Raw genomic sequence first — 15,126 nt, forward strand, 5'->3', positions numbered from 1 at the left:
GCCAGCATGCGCGGCGCGCCGAAAACAGCATGCCGCGTTCCTGACTGCTGCGCGGCGCCGCAAAGGCCTAGAATCCTCCTTCCCCCGCACCCTGGTGGCCCATGGCCGTCGTTCCTGAATCCCCCGCCGCACCGCGTCCCGGTGCCGTCGCCCTGGCGTTGCTGCTGGTCTACGTGGTCTGGGGCTCGACCTACCTGGGCATCGCCAAGGCGCTGCAGGCCGGCGTGCTGCCGCTGACCTCGGTCTCCGGTGCGCGCTTCATCATCGCCGGCAGCCTGATGTACGCCGTGCTTCGGTTGTTCAGGAAGATGCCGCGTCCGACCCTGCGCCAGTGGCGCAACCTGACCATCATGGGCTTCACCATGCTGCTGCTGGGCAACGGCATGGTGGTATTGGCCGAACGTGACGTGTCCTCGGGCCTGGCCGCCACCGCGGTGGCCTCGGTGCCGTTGTGGATGGCGCTGTTCTCGGCGGTGCGCGGCCAGCACGCCAGCCGCGGGGAATGGCTGGGCATTGCCATCGGCTTCCTCGGCGTGGTCTGGCTCAACGCAGGCAGCAGCCTGGCGGCCTCGCCGACCGGTCTGGTGCTGTTGCTGGTGGCACCGGTCGGCTGGGCATTCGGCTCGGTCTGGGTACGGGGCCAGGACCTGCCGGGACCGTTCATGACCGCTGCCGGGCAGATGATCTGCGGCGGCATCCTGCTGGTCATCACCGGACTGGCGGTGGGTGAGCGGCCGACCGCGCTGCCGAGCCTGGACGGCCTGCTGGCGGTGGCTTACCTATGCGTGTTCGGCTCGATCGTGGCCTTCACCGCCTACGTGTGGCTGCTGCACAACGTACGTCCCGCGCTGGCCGGCAGCTATGCCTATGTCAATCCGGTGATCGCCGTGCTGCTCGGCGTACTGCTCAACGGCGAACACTTCGGCTGGCGCGACCTGGTGGCGATGGCGGTGATCCTGTCCGGCGTGCTGGTGCTGGCACTGGCGAGGACGCGCAAGTGAGCGCCATGCCCACCAGCGAGCAGGAGCAGGAGCAGGAACAGCGCCGTGGCTTCGCCGTCACCGCTTTCACCTTCGTGCTGTGGGGACTGGTACCGGTGTACTGGCACCTGCTGCGCGAAGTGCCTTCGTTCCAGATCATCGCCCACCGCATCATCTGGAGCACGGTACTGGTGGTGGGCTGGCTGCTGCTGAGCAGCCGCCTGCGGTGGTGGAAAGCGATTGCCGCGCAGCCGCGTGCGCTGGCCACGCTGGCGGTCAGCAGCCTGGCCATCGCGTTCAACTGGGGCCTGTACATCTGGGCGATCAACGCGGGCCACGTGATCGATACCAGCCTGGGCTACTTCATCAATCCGCTGGTCAGCGTGGTACTGGGCGTGGTGGTGCTGAAGGAACGCCTGCGTCGCCTGCAGTGGCTGGCGGTGGCCTGCGCGGCGGCCGGCGTGGGCTGGCTCACGTGGCAGGCCGGTGCACCGCCATGGATCGCGCTGGGGCTGGCCGGCTCGTTCGGCCTGTATGGCCTGCTGCGCAAACTGATATCGGTCGATCCGGTGGCCGGCCTGGCGGTGGAAAGCCTGTACTTGTTCCTGCCGGCGCTGGGCTTCGCGCTGTGGAGCGAGAACGGCCACGGCGGCGCCTTCTTCGGGGGCTGGGGCTGGCGCAACGACCTGTTGCTGGTCTTCGGCGGCGTGGTCACTGCCGCGCCGTTGATCGGCTTTGCCTACGGCGTGAAGCGCATCGCCCTGTCCACCGTAGGCGTGCTGCAGTTCATCGCGCCCAGCCTGGGCCTGGTGCTGGGCGTGTTCTTCTTCAACGAACCCTTCGATGGCGCACGCGCCACCGGCTTCATCGCGATCTGGATCGGCCTGGGCCTGTTCGTCTTCGACGGCCTGCGCCGCGCCCGCCGCTAGTCAGACCTCGCGCAGGGCGGTGGTGATCGGCAGGCGGGCGGCGCGCAGGGCGGGGAACAGGCCACCGACCAGGCCGATGCCCAGCGCCCACTTCAGCCCGCTCCACAGCAGTTCCGGGGAGACGTGGAACTTGAACACCACCGCACTGAAATTGCTGCCGATGGTGGACACGCTGTAGCCGTTGAACAGCAGCCAGGCGATCGCGCAGCCCAGCAGCCCACCCAGCAGGGCCAGCAGCATGGTCTCCAGCATCACGGCGGTCACCACCGGCAGCCCGCGGAAGCCGATCGCGCGCATCGTGGCGATCTCGCGCGCCCGCGTGGCTACGGCGGCATACATGGTGTTGAGCGCACCGAACACGGCGCCGATGGCCATGATGGTGCCGATGACCTTGCCCAGGATGTTGATCAGCGTGGTCAGTCCGCCGCCCTGCTTGCTGTAGTACAGCCGCGTAGTTTCCACCTCCAGCTTCAGGCGCGGGTCGCCGGCGACGGCGGCCTTGAACTGCTCGAAGCCCGGCTTGCCGTCGGTGCGCACCGTCACCGATTGCAGCGAGTCGCGCTGGTAGGTGGTGGCCAGCGTATCCACGTCGGTCCACAGCTCCGAGTCGTGCGCATCGCCGGAAGCGAACACGCCGACCACCGTCCATGCCTGGTTGCCCAGGGTCAGCGTGCTGCCCACGTCCATGTCGCGGAACTGGGTCTTCGCACCCTGGCCCACCACCATCTCGCGCTTGCCGCTGGCGAACCTGCGGCCTTCGATGATGCGTACGCGATCATGCACCGCCCAGGCCATTTCGCCGACGCCGCGGAACTGCGCGTTGACATCGGTGCCGTCCGAGCGGGACACCAGGTTGACCACCTGCGACAGTTCGGCGGACAGCAGTGCGCGCCCCTTTTCGTCGCGTGCCACGCCGGGCAGGGTGGACAACAGCGGAATCTGGTCGCGGGTGATCACCGAGTTGGTTTCCGCCTGCGAGCCCCCGCGCAGCACGATGGCGGTGGTGTCATCGCCGGTGCTGTTGAGCGTGGACTGGAACCCTGCGCCCATCGCCAGCATCGCCACCAGCACGCCCACCACGCCGGCGATGCCGACCACGATCACCGAGGAGGCGCCCCAGCGTTGCGGCAGGCTGGCGATACCGATGCGGGTGGCAGCCAACGCGAGCCGTCCGCCGCGGGTCAGCACCAGCCACAGCGCGACCAGCACCGCCACGATCAGCACGCCCTGCCACGGCAGCCAGATCCATCCCGCCAGGCCCACCGCCAGCACCACCAGCATCGCGCCGTTGAGCAGCCACTTCTTCAGTGTGTTCTTCATGTGCGGGTCCTCAGCGTCCGGCCAGGGCGTCGACGATCTTCAGCCGCTTGGCGCGCAACGCCGGCAGCAGTCCGACCACGATGCCGATCACGATGATCAGTCCAATGCCCACCAGCCAGGTGGTGGTCGGCACATGCGGTGGCAACAGGCCGCGTGTCTGTGGTGCCAGCACCGGCAGGATGGTCGCCGCCAGGCCCATGCCGATCGCACCGCCCAACCCTACCAGCAGGATCGATTCCACCATCACCAGGGCCAGTACGGTACGGTCCTGGAAGCCGAGCGTCTTCAGCGTGGCCAGTTCCGGGATGCGTTCGCGCACCGCCTGGGCCATGGTGTTGCCGGTCAGCAGCAGCAGGGTGAAGAACACCGCGCCCATGATCGAGGTGACGATCATGCCGATGTCCGCGAACTGCTTGACGAAGGCCTGCTGGAACGCCGATTCGGTCTGGGTCTTGGTTTCGTGGTCGGAGTTGGCCGATATCGCGTCGATGGCCTGGGCCACCCGCGAGGCATGGTCCGGGTTGTCCAGGGTGATGGTGTACCAGCTGACCCGGTTCTTGATGTAGTCGTTGGACTCATCGAAGTACTTCCAGTTCATCATCAGCTGCCGCTCCTCGTTCCCGGCCACTGCGCGGTCCTTGGAGCGGAACGTGCCGACCATTTCCAGCGGCCAGTCGTTGCTGCCGCCGCGCGGGAATATGGTGGCCTGCAACGGGATGGTGTCGCCGATCTTCCAGCCGAAATCCTTGGCCAGCGACTCGCCGACGATGGCGCCGGTGCGGGTGTCCTGCCAGCGCTTGAGCTGGTCCGGGGCGACCTCCAGTTCGCCGTAGACGTCGAAGTAGTTCGGTGCTACCGAGAAGTTCGGGAAGAAGTCCTTGGGGTCGCGGTAGATGCCACCGAACCACATGCCGTAGGTGACGTCGCGCACGCCGGCTACCTGGCGGATCTGCGCTTCCAGGCGGATCGGCAGCGACTGGGTGATCGACAGCCGCGAGGCGGTGATCAACCGGTTGGCGCCTTCCACGCTGCCACCGGACATGAAGGCCACGCGCACCGAATCGAGCATGCCGAACAGCAGGAACGCGGCCACCACCGACAGCAGGGTCAGCAGGGTGCGGGTGCGGCTGCGGAACAGCTGCGCCCACACCAGGGAGAAATACTTCATCGCCGTGCCCTCGGTCAGTGCGCCAGCGGCGCGTCGGCAAGTTCGCCCTTGTCCAGGTGCACCGTATGGGTCGCGTACTCGGCGGCCTTCGGGTCGTGGGTCACCATGATGATGGTCTTGCCGTGTTCACGGTTGAGCTGCTGCAGCAGCTGCAGGATCTCTTCGGCGGACTGGCGGTCCAGGTCGCCGGTCGGCTCATCGCAGATCAGGAAGGTGGGATCGGAAACAATCGCGCGGGCGATTGCCACGCGCTGCTGCTGGCCGCCGGACAGTTCGTTGGGCCGGTGGCTGCGGCGGTCGGCCAGGCCGACCAGGGTCAGCGCGATCTCTGCGTTGCGCTTGCGCTGCGCAGCACCCAGGTGGGTCAACAGCAGCGGCAGTTCGACGTTCTTCTGTGCTGTCAGCATGGGCATCAGGTTGTAGAACTGGAACACGAAGCCAACGTGGTGGCTGCGCCAGGTGGACAGCTGGCCGCCGCTCATCTGGTCGATGCGCTCGCCTTCGATGGTGATCTCGCCGCCGCTGGGCGAGTCCAGTCCACCGATCAGGTTCAGCAGGGTGGTCTTGCCGGAACCGGAGGGCCCCATCAACGCCACGAAGTCGCCCTTCTCGATGTCCAGGTCGATGCCGTGCAGCACCTTCACCTGCTCCGGGCCCCGCTGGTAGGTCTTGGTGATGCTGCGCAATGAAACCAGGGTCGACATGCCGATTCTCCGAATGCGTTGGTGACGGCCGCTGGCCGTCAGACAGAAAACCTACGGTTGTTCCTTCACCTTGCTGCCATCGCGCAACGTATCTGCTGGGCTGGTCACCACAAGCTCACCCGGGCGGACGCCCTGCAGCAGTTGTCGATCCGTATTCAACGCCAGGCCTGGCTTCACGCTGCGCTGCTGCACGGCATCGTCCACCAGCACGAACACCACGCTGCCACCCTCGCGTTCCACCACGGCATTGGCCGGCACCCGCACGCCCTGCGGCTTTGCCGCTGCATCGGCCCTGGGTTGTTCCAGGAAGCTCACCCGCACGCCCATTTCCGGCACGATCCGCGGGTCGCGGGTCTTGATCGCCACGCGTACCTTCACCGTGGCCTTGCCGCGGTCGGCGGTGGGAACGATGGCGATAACCTCGGCCGGGATTTTCCAGTCGGGATAGGCGTTGAGCGTGGCTTCCACCGGCATCTTCGGCTGTACGCGGCCGATGAACGCCTCGCCGACATCGACTTCGATCTCCAGCGAATCCATGTCCACGATGGTGCCGATGCCGGTGCGGGTGAATCCGCCGCCGGCCGACAGCGGCGAGACGATCTCGCCCGGCTGCGCGGCCTTGGCAGTGACCACGCCGGAGAACGGGGCGCGGACGATGTTGTTGTCCACGCCCAGGTCGGCGATCGCCAGTTGGTTGCCGGCCACCTGCACGTTGCGCCGGGCGGTATCCAGCTGCGCACGCAGGCTGTCACGCTGGGCCACGGCCTGGTCGAACTGCGAGCGCGATACCAGCTGCTGGCCGACCAGCGCCTGCAGCCGGGTCGCCTCGGCATCGGCCTGGGTGAGCTGGGCCTGCAGGCCGGCGACCTGGCTGCGCGCGGCCTGCACCTGCGAAGCATAGAGATCGCGCTGGGCGCCGGCATCGATCGGGTCCAGCGTGGCCATGACCTGGCCCTCTTCGACCCGCATGCCTTCTTCAATCATGACTTCACGCACCTTGCCGGTGATCTTGGCCGATACGGTCGCCATGCGCCGGGCCACCACGTAGCCGCTGGCATCGAGCACCGATGCGCTGCTGCCTGCCTCGCCCAGTGCCACCGCGGGTGCGGTCTGCACTTCGATGGCCTGCGGACGCAGCCGCCATGCCGCGATGGCGGCGGCGAACAGCACCACCACGATGATCACGATCCACAGCCAACGGCGGCTGCCCGGAGCGGGCGGCGGCGTCTTGCGGTCGATGCGAAGTTCCTTCAACAGTTCAGCAGAGGCGTTCATAGGGACCATGACGATGGATCGAGCGGAGTGTGACCCCAACACCGACTGGGGGCAAACCGGGTTCCGGCGTCGGCAAGGATGCACGCCTGGTACCGGAAACGGGCAGTGACAGCTGTCACCCTCTGCTGCTGACGTGCGCCAGTGCGTGTACGCTGCGACCTGCCGCACACTGGCCACCTCTTTCCCGGGAGTTCGCGATGCACCTCGATGCCCCTCCACTTGCGGTCCTTGAGCAGGTGCACGTGCGATATCGCAACGTGCAGGCGCTGGCTGGAGTCAGCCTGCAGGTACAGGGAAGCGAAGTGCTGGCCCTGCTCGGTCGCAACGGCGCCGGCAAGAGCACGGCCATCGCAGTGCTGCTTGGGCTGCGGCGGCCGGACAGCGGACAGGTGCAGCTGCTCGGTGGCGATCCGCAACACCGTGCCCAGCGCGAGCAGGTCGGGGTGATGCTGCAGAGCACCGCGCTGCCGCCGAACCTGCGGGTCGGTGAGCTGGTGGAGCAGTTCCAGGCCAGCTACCCGCGGCCTCGCCCGCTGGCCGAATGCCTTGCCATCGCCGGTGTCCGAGACCTGCGGGAGCGGCCCTACGGCGCGCTGTCCGGCGGCCAGCAGCGGCGCGTGCAGTTCGCCATCGCCGTGTGCGGCGGTCCGCGCCTGCTGTTCCTTGATGAGCCGACCACCGGCCTGGACATCGAGGCCCGGCAGGCCATCTGGGACGCCATCGCGACGCTGCGCCAGGAAGGATGCGGCATCGTGCTGACCACCCATTACCTGGAAGAAGCCGAAGCGCTCGCCGGGCGCGTGGTGGTCATGGAACGGGGGCAGGTACTGGCCGATGGCCCACTGGCGACGTTCCGGCCGCAGCTGGCTCCGCGGCGGATCCGATGCCGCAGCCGGCTGGACGTGGCCCACGTGCGCGGTTGGGAGGGCGTCATCGATGCCCGCCGCGAAGGCGACCACCTGCAGCTGCTGGCCGAACCGGCCGAGGCGGTGGTGGCCCGCCTGCTTGCCGAAGATCCCCAGCTGCGCGAGCTGGACGTGCGCGGCGGGGGACTGGCCGAAGCATTCGTTGAAATGACCCGGGAGGCCGCATGAGCCTGCCCCGGGCCGACAGCGAAGCAGTGCGCCGTCCGGTGGCGCGGCGGCTCGCACCGTACGTCGCCGAGTTGAAGGCCGAGCTGCGGCGCACCTGGCGCACGCCGGCCTTCGTGCTGCCCTGTCTGCTGTTCCCGGTGCTGTTCTACCTGATGTTCGGTGTGCTGCTGGGGCGTGGCGAAGCGGGGCGCTACCTGCTCGCTACCTACTGCATCTTCGGCGCCATGGGGCCTGCCCTGTTCGGTTTCGGCGTACAGCTGGCCGTGGACCGGGCCAGTGGCCTGCTGACCCTCAAGCGCGCCCTGCCGGTTCCGCCGCTGGCCCCCATGCTGGCCCGGCTGCTGATGGCCCTGATCTTCGCCGTGGTCGTGGCGGCCTTGCTGATCATCGCCGCGCACGCGGTGGGCGAGGTCGTGCTGACCCCCTCGCAGATGGCTGGCCTGATCGGCGTTTCGGCGCTGGTCGCACTGCCGCTGGGCGCGGTCGGCCTGCTGATCGGCAGCCATGTCGGTGCCGATGCGGCGCCGGCGATGGTGAACCTGTTCTATCTGCCCCTGGCGCTGCTGTCGGGCCTGTGGGTACCGCTGTCGATGCTCCCGGACGTGTTCACCCGGCTCGCTCCGCTCTGGCCGACCTGGCATGCGGCCCAACTGGCGTTGCATACCATCGACGAGCCGGCCAGCGGCAGCATGCCGGTGCACGTGGGGGTGCTGGCCCTGGTGACGGTGATCGGCGCGCTGCTGGCGACCCGTCGCCTGCGCCGCATCGGCTGAGTCCATGATCGCCCGCGCCCGCCGCCTGCTGGAATCCACCGTGCTGTCCAAGGGGTTGGCCACCCTGCTGCGCCCCGCGCCGGATTCCGCTGCAGCCGACCATCGGCGGCGCGGCCAGTCCGGCTGGAGTGATTACGTCCACCTGCTGTGGACCTCATGGGTGTTCCTGACGCCGCTGTTCGGTGGCGGGTATACCGCGCGCTGGGCGCTGCTGACCCTGCTCAGCTATCCCACCTTCCTGTTCCTGTACGCGCGCGCGATGCTGGCGCCGCGCCACCATGCACCGCGCTATGCGCTCGCGATGGTCGTGATGAGCCTGGTGCTGGTGCCGTGGTATCCGTCCGGCATCAGTTATTTCGTGTTCGGCTGCGTGATGCTGCGCGTGTGCCGCAACGGCAGCACCTGGCGCTATCTGTTGCAGTTGCTATTGCTCAATGCGGTGTATGTCGGCACCGCGTGGCTTGCGGGCTGGGCCTGGCAGAACCTGGTCTGGATTCCCTTCATGTCGGTGGTGATCGGCCTGATATCGAACATGGAGGCGGTCAACAAGGACCGCGACGCACAGCTGCAGCTGTCACAGGATGAGGTGCGCCGGCTGGCGGCCACGGCCGAGCGCGAGCGCATCGGCCGCGACCTGCATGACCTGCTCGGGCACACGCTGTCACTGATCACGTTGAAGCTGGAGCTGTCGCGCAAGCTGTATGACCGCGGCGATGCGCGTGCACGGCAGGAGATCGGCGAAGCGGAAGACATCGCGCGGCAGGCGCTGGCGCAGGTCCGCAGTGCGGTCACCGGATTCCGCTCCAGCGACCTTGCCGGTGAGCTTGCCTCGGCCCGGCTGCTGCTGGAATGCCAGCAGGTCCACTTGGACTACCAGCCGCCGCCGCCGATGCCGCTGGAGATCGAGCGCGCGCTGGCGCTGGTGCTGCGCGAGGCGGTGACCAACATCGCCCGCCACGCGCTTGCGGGCAACGCCCAGGTGCACTTCGAACGCGACGGCCATGCCCTGATGATGCAGGTCCGCGACAACGGCCGTGGCGGCGTGACCACCGAAGGCAACGGCCTGGCTGGAATGCGCGAACGCATCGCCGCACTGCGCGGTACGCTGCAACTGGAGCCGCTGCCGCAGGGCGGCACCTGCATCACCGTGCGCGTGCCGATGCCGGCCGTATCGACGCCCAGGGACCGGGCGCCGGATCCATTGCCTGCCAGCCTGCTGAAGGGAACCCCATGATCCGGATCGTGCTGGCCGAAGACCAGGCCATGGTGCGCGGCGCGTTGTCGGCGCTGCTGGGGCTGGAGCCGGACATCGAGGTGCTGGGCACCGCAGCCGACGGCGAAGCGGCGTGGCGACTGCTGCAGCAGGTGCGGCCGGACATCCTGGTCACCGACATCGAAATGCCCGGGCTGACCGGGCTGGAACTGGCGCAGCGGATTGCGCGGCAGCAACTGCCGATCAAGGTGGTGATCGTCACGACCTTCGCCCGTACCGGCTTCCTGCGCCGCGCCCTGGACGCGGGCGTGCTCGGTTACCTGCTCAAGGACGCGCCGGCCGACCACCTGGCCGATGCCCTGCGCCGCGTGCAACGGGGCGCCCGCGCCATCGACCCGCAACTGGCACTGGACGCCTGGTCGCAGGCCGATCCGTTGACCGACCGCGAGCGCCGCGTGCTGCGCCTGGCAGGCGAAGGAAAGACGGCCGGGGAGATCGCCACCGAGCTTGGCCTGTCGCATGGCACGGTGCGCAATTACCTGTCCGAATGCATCGGCAAGCTGGGCGTGGCCAACCGCATCGAAGCTTACCGGCTGGCCCGCCAGAAGGGCTGGCTCTGACGCCGGCTACTTCTTCGCCATCGACTCGAACACGCCATCGCGGCGCACCCAGGCGTGGTACAGCGCAGCGCCCAGGTGCATCAGCACGGTGGCGAACAGCACATAGGCCAGCAGGCTGTGGGCGCTGCGCAGCGCGGTATACAGCGCTGCCGAATGCGGGGCGATCGGGGGCAGGTTGAAGCCGCTCCACAGCACGATCGGATAGCCGCCGGCGGACAGCATCGACCACCCCAGCAGCGGCATCGCCAGCATCAACGCGTACAGCAGCCAGTGCGACGCCTTCGCGGCCAGCGCCTGCCACCACGGCAGATCGGCCGGCAGCGGCGGTGGCCGGTGGCGCAGGCGGTTGTACAGGCGCAGCAGCACCAGCAGCCCGATGGCGATGCCCAGCGGACGATGGATGTCCACCAGGGTCGGCCGCAGGTGCAACGAGGCCATCATGGTCACGCCGATAAACAGCATCGCCAGGATCATCACGGCCATCGTCCAGTGCAGCACGCGGGCCAACAGGTTGAAATGGCCGGTCGTGCGATTCGGTGCGTTCATTTCGATACCCCTGCGCCATCGCCGGCTTCGCCACGCGCGGTCTCGCGTTCGCGGCGGTTGAACGAATGCGAGTACACCGCCGAGCGTGCCGCCAGCACCGCATCGTCGCTGCCGCTGATTCCATCGGGCAGGATCAGCGGATCGAAGTTGAGGTCGTTGCAGGGCCCCCCGGCCTGCGGCTGCATATGCGCCAGCGACAGCACGCCGGCCTGCACACGGGAGCGTCCGGCGGGCCACGGGGTGGAGGGATCTTCCACCACGTCGCCGGGTCCTGCCAGGGTCACCACCAGGTTCCAGCGCACCGGCCCGCTGGCCAGCCGCGTGGCGAACTCGTCGGCCAGATGGTCCAGACCGGCACCGGCGCGCGCCGTTTCGTCCAGCACCTCGACCGCAGCCTGCGGTTCCCAGCTCCAGCGCACCGCCTGGCGGGTGCCGTCGGCGGCGGTGAACCAGAAGCTGTTGACGCTGTTGAACTGCGTGTTGGCCCAGCTGGTGGTCCACGGGGCGGTCTTTGCCCACTGCTGGAAGGCGCGCGCGCTGGGATACTTCTGCAGCACGGCGGCCATCTTCGCCGGGTCCGGCTTGCCGGTGGACGGGTCGGGCAGCTGCGCCTGGGTCTGTTCCAGGAAGGCCTCCGGGCTGGGCACGGCGAAGAACGGGAAGCTGTTCATCGCCATCCGCCATTCCTGCCCGTTGTCACTGACCAGCTGCAGGGCGATGCTGCGCACCCGTGCCTGCGCATCGGCACCGTGCGGATCGCCGCCGCCGATCGACAGCCGCCCCAGCACCGGCACCCGTTCCTGCTGGAACACCTGGGCGCGGGACAGCGCCGCACCCTGCGACGTGGGTTCGAACCAGCCACTCACACACACGCCCTTGCTATGCGCGCGACGGAAGCCGGGATGCGCCGGGCCGGTGGCTTCGATGGTGTCGGTGAAGCGCTGCGCCGTGGGCCGATCACGACCAATCCAGCCGGCCAGCCATGCAAAGGCCAGCGCGATCAGGCCCACGATCAACGCAATCAGCGCGAGCCAGGGCAGCGGCGAATGCGGCCGTGGGCCGCGCGATAAGCCGCCTTTGCGGGTGAAGCGGAACAAGGGCATCGACGGTTCCTGCCTGGCATGGAAATGCGCGGTGCCCACATCCTAAGCAAAAAAGGGGACGGAGGGGATTAAGTCGCAAACGACCCTATCTGGTCACCCGCGACTTAATCCCCTCCGTCCCCTTTTTCAGGAGTCAGGCGTAGCGTGTTTTCAGCATGGCCCAGGCCGAACGCAGGGCCAGGGCTTCGCCGCCAGCGGGGCGGCCGGGGCGTTCGCCGTCGTTCCAGGCATACACGTCCAGGTGGGCCCAGCGCTGGCCGTCGGCCAGGAAGCGTTCCAGGTACAGCGCTGCGGTGACCGCGCCACCCATCCGCGAACCGGCATTGGCCAGGTCGGCGACGCCGCTGTGCAGGTAACGCAGGTACGGCCGCCACAACGGCATCCGCCACACCGGGTCACGGGTCTGCTCGCCGGCCTGCAGCCACTGCTGGGCCACCGTGTCATCGTTGCTGAACAGCGCCGGCAGGTCCGGGCCCAGCGCGATGCGTGCCGCACCGGTGAGGGTGGCGAAGTCCAGCACCAGGTCCGGCTGCTGTTCACTGGCGAAGGTCAGGGCATCACCCAGGATCACCCGGCCTTCGGCGTCGGTGTTGTCGATCTCCACGCTCAGTCCCTTGCGGGTGGCGATCACTTCGCCCGGACGGAATGCATCCGGGCCGATCGCGTTTTCCACCGCTGGCACCAGCAGCGTCAGCCGCACCGGCAGGGCCTGGGCCATCACCAGCCCGGCCAGCGCCAGCGCATGTGCCGCCCCACCCATGTCCTTCTTCATGTTGCGCATGCCGTCGGCCGGCTTGATGTCCAGCCCGCCGGTATCGAAGCACACGCCCTTGCCGACCAGCACCAGCGACGGATCGGTGTCCTTGCCCCAGCGCAGCACGATCAGCCGCGGCGCACGGTGGGAGGCACGGCCCACCGCGTGGATGGCCGGGAAATCCTGCTCCAGCAGCGCCTCACCGGTGATCGCCTCGAGCTGCGCGCCATGTGCGTTCGCCAGTGCGCGCGCGGCGTCTTCCAGCTGCTGCGGCCCCATGTCTTCGGTGGGCGTGTTGACCCAGTCGCGCACGCGCAGGCTGGCGGCGACCAGCGCGGCCACCTCGGCCGACGGGCTGGCCAGCAGCTGGGCCGGTGCACGATTGCGCGCCTTGTAGCGGTCGAAGCGGTAACTGCCCAGTCCCCAGCCCAGCTGCAGCAGGTCCTGTTGCGCCGGTTCCAGTGCGGTGGCCACCTTCCACACGGTGCCTTCGGGCAGCGCGTGCGGTGCATGGGCATAGCTGTACGCATCGCCTGCATCGCCGATCCCGATCACCGCACCGGCAATGCCGTGTTCGCCCGGCAGCAGTGCCACGCTGTGGCCGCTGGCGGTGAAATTCTGCGACTGCAGCCACGCCTGCAGCGCGGGTGGCTGGGCGGCATTCCATGCCATGAACTGCGCCCGGTCCAGCACGTGCAGCGGCAGCGCCTGGTCGGAGGTGGCAACGAAACCGGTGATCTCGGTCATGGGGTCAGGCGCTCCTGGTTGCGCTGGCGGCGGGGTTGGCATCAAGCCAGTCGGCCAGCCCGGTGAGGGTGTCGAACTGCAGGTCCGGCTGCAGCGAAGGATGGTTCCAGCGGGCCGCTTCGCGGTTGATCCAGCAGCCGCGCAGGCCGGCGGACATCGCCCCGGCCACGTCCATTTCAATGTGGTCGCCCACGTGCAGCACGTGCTCCGGTGCAACACCGAGGCGCTCGCAGGCGGCATGGAAGATGCTGGCGACCGGCTTTGCCGCACCGTGTTCGCGGGCACCCAGCTGGAAGGCGAACAAGTGCGCCACGCCGATCCGTTCCAGGTCGGCGTTGCCATTGCTCAGCGCCGCCACCGGCACCCGGGCGGCGATGCGCTGCAGGGCATCCAGCGCATCGGGGTAGTACTCCACCTGGTTGCGCGCGGCGAAGAAGGCTTCGTAAGCGGGCTCCAACAGGGCCGCATCGGCGCCGCTGTCCTGCAGCGCCTGCTGCAGTGCCAGCCGGCGCAGCGCACTCAGGTCATGGTGCAGGTGGGGATTGTCGAGGTAGGCGCGCTCGCGCAGTTCACGCATCGCGGCCTGCGGAAACATCGCGGCCGTGGCGGGACTGTGCTGCAGCATCCAGTCGTGCAGGACCTGCTCGATGCGTGCGCCGATCGGAGCGAAGGGCCACAGGGTGTCGTCGAGGTCGAGGGTGATGGCTTGGATGGGGAAGTTCACCCGGTCATTCTACGCCCGTCGCTATCGGCTTTCATTCCAGCAGCCGCGACCAGCCCTGCATGCCCTCCAGCCGTGCCAGCACCAGCTTGACGCAGACCAGCAGCGGCACCGCCAGCAGCAGGCCGACGAAGCCCCACAGCCAGCCGAAGATCATCAGCGCCAGGATCAGCACCAGCGGCGAAAGTTTCATCCGTCGGCCCAGCACGATCGGGGTGATCAGCTGGCCCTCCAGCGCGTGCAGGGCCAGGTAGCAGGCGGCCGGCAGGATCGCCTTGAGCGGATCCGGGAATTCGACGAAGCCGACCAGCAGCATCAGCGCCACGCCGATCAGCGGACCCACGTACGGGGCAAAGTTGAGCAGTGCGGCCATCGTGCCCCACAGCAGGGCATCCTGCATTTCCAGGCCCAGCAGCATCAGCGTGCCGGCGAACACCAGGCCCACCAGGCTGTTGATCACGGTGATGGTCAGCACATAGCGCGACACTTCGCGTTCGATCGAACGCAGGATATCGGTGGTGAAGCGCTGTTGCTGGCGGCTGGGGAACAAGGCAATGGCATGCCGCTGCAGGTCCTGGCCGTAGATCATGAAGAACAGCGTCAGCAGCACCACCGCCAGCACTGAGGCGAGCAGGCGCGGGGCCTGGGTGATCGCCCGGTACGGGTCATCCAGCTGGGTGCGCACCACCTCCACGCGGCGGTTGCCTTCACCGGCGGCCACGCGTGCGAAGTTCTCGGCGGCCTGGTTGGCCTGCTGCACCGGTTTGGTCAGGTTCTGCACCTGGCGGCCGATCTTGCGCAGCTGCTGCGGGGCTTCCTGCGCCCACTCCATGGTCGGCACGACCAGTTGCACGGCCAGTGCAGTGGTGGCACCCAGGCCGACCACGATCACCAGGATGGCACCGAGCGCGCGCGGTACCCAGATGCGTTCCAGCATGCGCAGGATGGGGTTGCCCACCAATGCGAAGAACATCGCCAACAGGATCGGCAGCACCACCGGCTGGGCCGCCCACAGCGTGAATGCCACGGCGAGCGTTGCCAGCACGACCAATGACACCGGCGCGCGGGGGCGCGCGGGCAGTGGCGCGGGCGCGATCGGTTCGACGGGGACGCTGGAAAGGGACTCGCTCATCGTCGCACCGACAGGGGAAAAGTTGCCCATTATCTGCCCGCCGCGAT

The 15,126-nt window shown here is 68.2% G+C and carries 15 protein-coding genes; 6 read left to right on the forward strand and 9 right to left on the reverse strand.

Going from position 1 to position 15,126, the window contains the following annotated elements; genetic code table 11:
• The first annotated feature begins 101 nt into the window (after window positions 1-101).
• The gene (gene yedA, locus ACI2JH_RS07855) at window positions 102-1,001 is read left to right on the forward strand and encodes a drug/metabolite exporter YedA (RefSeq protein WP_101099531.1); all 900 of its coding nucleotides are present in this window, start codon (window positions 102-104) and stop codon (window positions 999-1,001) included.
• Between the two features lie 5 nt (window positions 1,002-1,006).
• Window positions 1,007-1,909, forward strand: coding sequence for an EamA family transporter RarD (rarD, locus tag ACI2JH_RS07860; protein WP_404735902.1), 903 nt, complete (start codon window positions 1,007-1,009; stop codon window positions 1,907-1,909).
• On the opposite strand, the gene ACI2JH_RS07865 is transcribed toward rarD, so the two are convergent.
• From ACI2JH_RS07865 to ACI2JH_RS07880, 4 genes are read right to left on the reverse strand one after another with little or no spacing between them, the layout of a single operon-like run.
• A complete protein-coding gene (locus tag ACI2JH_RS07865) occupies window positions 1,910-3,229 on the reverse strand; it encodes an ABC transporter permease (RefSeq protein ID WP_101099529.1) in 1,320 nt (439 codons plus the stop codon).
• A 10-nt stretch (window positions 3,230-3,239) separates the two neighbouring features.
• A complete protein-coding gene (locus tag ACI2JH_RS07870) occupies window positions 3,240-4,397 on the reverse strand; it encodes an ABC transporter permease (RefSeq protein WP_042613306.1) in 1,158 nt (385 codons plus the stop codon).
• A gap of 14 nt (window positions 4,398-4,411) precedes the next feature.
• Entirely contained in the window at window positions 4,412-5,101 is a 690-nt protein-coding gene (locus ACI2JH_RS07875) for an ABC transporter ATP-binding protein (protein ID WP_042613307.1), read from the reverse strand.
• Between the two features lie 51 nt (window positions 5,102-5,152).
• Entirely contained in the window at window positions 5,153-6,376 is a 1,224-nt protein-coding gene (locus tag ACI2JH_RS07880; protein WP_319275145.1) for an efflux RND transporter periplasmic adaptor subunit, read from the reverse strand.
• Between the two features lie 197 nt (window positions 6,377-6,573).
• Between ACI2JH_RS07880 and ACI2JH_RS07885 the strand changes: the two genes are divergently transcribed.
• From ACI2JH_RS07885 to ACI2JH_RS07900, 4 genes are read left to right on the forward strand one after another with little or no spacing between them, the layout of a single operon-like run.
• Window positions 6,574-7,470: an ABC transporter ATP-binding protein gene (locus ACI2JH_RS07885; RefSeq protein WP_182656451.1), complete on the forward strand. Its 897-nt coding sequence runs from the start codon at window positions 6,574-6,576 to the stop codon at window positions 7,468-7,470.
• Window positions 7,467-8,243 carry an ABC transporter permease gene (locus ACI2JH_RS07890; protein ID WP_101099526.1) on the forward strand — a complete coding sequence of 259 codons (777 nt, stop codon included), beginning with the start codon at window positions 7,467-7,469 and terminating at the stop codon, window positions 8,241-8,243. Before ACI2JH_RS07885 ends, ACI2JH_RS07890 begins: the two co-directional genes overlap by 4 nt.
• A 4-nt stretch (window positions 8,244-8,247) precedes the next feature.
• A complete protein-coding gene (locus ACI2JH_RS07895; protein ID WP_404735884.1) occupies window positions 8,248-9,477 on the forward strand; it encodes a sensor histidine kinase in 1,230 nt (409 codons plus the stop codon).
• The gene (locus ACI2JH_RS07900) at window positions 9,474-10,076 is read left to right on the forward strand and encodes a response regulator transcription factor (protein WP_101099524.1); all 603 of its coding nucleotides are present in this window, start codon (window positions 9,474-9,476) and stop codon (window positions 10,074-10,076) included. Before ACI2JH_RS07895 ends, ACI2JH_RS07900 begins: the two co-directional genes overlap by 4 nt.
• A gap of 6 nt (window positions 10,077-10,082) precedes the next feature.
• Here ACI2JH_RS07900 and ACI2JH_RS07905 read toward each other — a convergent pair whose 3' ends face one another.
• The 5 genes from ACI2JH_RS07905 to ACI2JH_RS07925 form a co-directional block, all read right to left on the reverse strand.
• Window positions 10,083-10,622 carry a cytochrome b gene (locus ACI2JH_RS07905; protein WP_101099523.1) on the reverse strand — a complete coding sequence of 180 codons (540 nt, stop codon included), beginning with the start codon at window positions 10,620-10,622 and terminating at the stop codon, window positions 10,083-10,085.
• A complete protein-coding gene (locus ACI2JH_RS07910) occupies window positions 10,619-11,725 on the reverse strand; it encodes a catalase family peroxidase (protein ID WP_404735885.1) in 1,107 nt (368 codons plus the stop codon). The genes ACI2JH_RS07905 and ACI2JH_RS07910 overlap by 4 nt, the downstream gene beginning before the upstream one ends.
• A gap of 133 nt (window positions 11,726-11,858) precedes the next feature.
• Entirely contained in the window at window positions 11,859-13,226 is a 1,368-nt protein-coding gene (locus ACI2JH_RS07915; protein WP_404735886.1) for a leucyl aminopeptidase family protein, read from the reverse strand.
• Window positions 13,227-13,230: 4 nt separating this feature from the next.
• Window positions 13,231-13,950, reverse strand: coding sequence for an HAD family hydrolase (locus ACI2JH_RS07920; RefSeq protein ID WP_101099521.1), 720 nt, complete (start codon window positions 13,948-13,950; stop codon window positions 13,231-13,233).
• A 31-nt stretch (window positions 13,951-13,981) separates the two neighbouring features.
• Window positions 13,982-15,079, reverse strand: coding sequence for an AI-2E family transporter (locus ACI2JH_RS07925; RefSeq protein ID WP_182656447.1), 1,098 nt, complete (start codon window positions 15,077-15,079; stop codon window positions 13,982-13,984).
• Window positions 15,080-15,126 lie beyond the last annotated feature (47 nt).

The sequence above is a fragment of the Stenotrophomonas sp. NPDC078853 genome, from assembly GCF_044901215.1.
GTDB lineage: Bacteria > Pseudomonadota > Gammaproteobacteria > Xanthomonadales > Xanthomonadaceae > Stenotrophomonas > Stenotrophomonas lacuserhaii.

Excerpts from the sequence above, each read along its gene's own strand:
- ACI2JH_RS07890 (WP_101099526.1), top strand. The coding sequence starts at position 7,467 with ATGAGCCTGCCCCGGGCCGACAGCGAAGCAGTGCGCCGTCCGGTGGCG.
- ACI2JH_RS07870 (WP_042613306.1), bottom strand. The coding sequence starts at position 4,397 with ATGAAGTATTTCTCCCTGGTGTGGGCGCAGCTGTTCCGCAGCCGCACC.
- ACI2JH_RS07875 (WP_042613307.1), bottom strand. The coding sequence starts at position 5,101 with ATGTCGACCCTGGTTTCATTGCGCAGCATCACCAAGACCTACCAGCGG.
- ACI2JH_RS07900 (WP_101099524.1), top strand. The coding sequence starts at position 9,474 with ATGATCCGGATCGTGCTGGCCGAAGACCAGGCCATGGTGCGCGGCGCG.
- ACI2JH_RS07905 (WP_101099523.1), bottom strand. The coding sequence starts at position 10,622 with ATGAACGCACCGAATCGCACGACCGGCCATTTCAACCTGTTGGCCCGC.
- ACI2JH_RS07880 (WP_319275145.1), bottom strand. The coding sequence starts at position 6,376 with ATGAACGCCTCTGCTGAACTGTTGAAGGAACTTCGCATCGACCGCAAG.
- ACI2JH_RS07910 (WP_404735885.1), bottom strand. The coding sequence starts at position 11,725 with ATGCCCTTGTTCCGCTTCACCCGCAAAGGCGGCTTATCGCGCGGCCCA.
- ACI2JH_RS07895 (WP_404735884.1), top strand. The coding sequence starts at position 8,248 with ATGATCGCCCGCGCCCGCCGCCTGCTGGAATCCACCGTGCTGTCCAAG.
- ACI2JH_RS07885 (WP_182656451.1), top strand. The coding sequence starts at position 6,574 with ATGCACCTCGATGCCCCTCCACTTGCGGTCCTTGAGCAGGTGCACGTG.
- rarD (WP_404735902.1), top strand. The coding sequence starts at position 1,007 with ATGCCCACCAGCGAGCAGGAGCAGGAGCAGGAACAGCGCCGTGGCTTC.
- ACI2JH_RS07915 (WP_404735886.1), bottom strand. The coding sequence starts at position 13,226 with ATGACCGAGATCACCGGTTTCGTTGCCACCTCCGACCAGGCGCTGCCG.
- yedA (WP_101099531.1), top strand. The coding sequence starts at position 102 with ATGGCCGTCGTTCCTGAATCCCCCGCCGCACCGCGTCCCGGTGCCGTC.
- ACI2JH_RS07865 (WP_101099529.1), bottom strand. The coding sequence starts at position 3,229 with ATGAAGAACACACTGAAGAAGTGGCTGCTCAACGGCGCGATGCTGGTG.
- ACI2JH_RS07925 (WP_182656447.1), bottom strand. The coding sequence starts at position 15,079 with ATGAGCGAGTCCCTTTCCAGCGTCCCCGTCGAACCGATCGCGCCCGCG.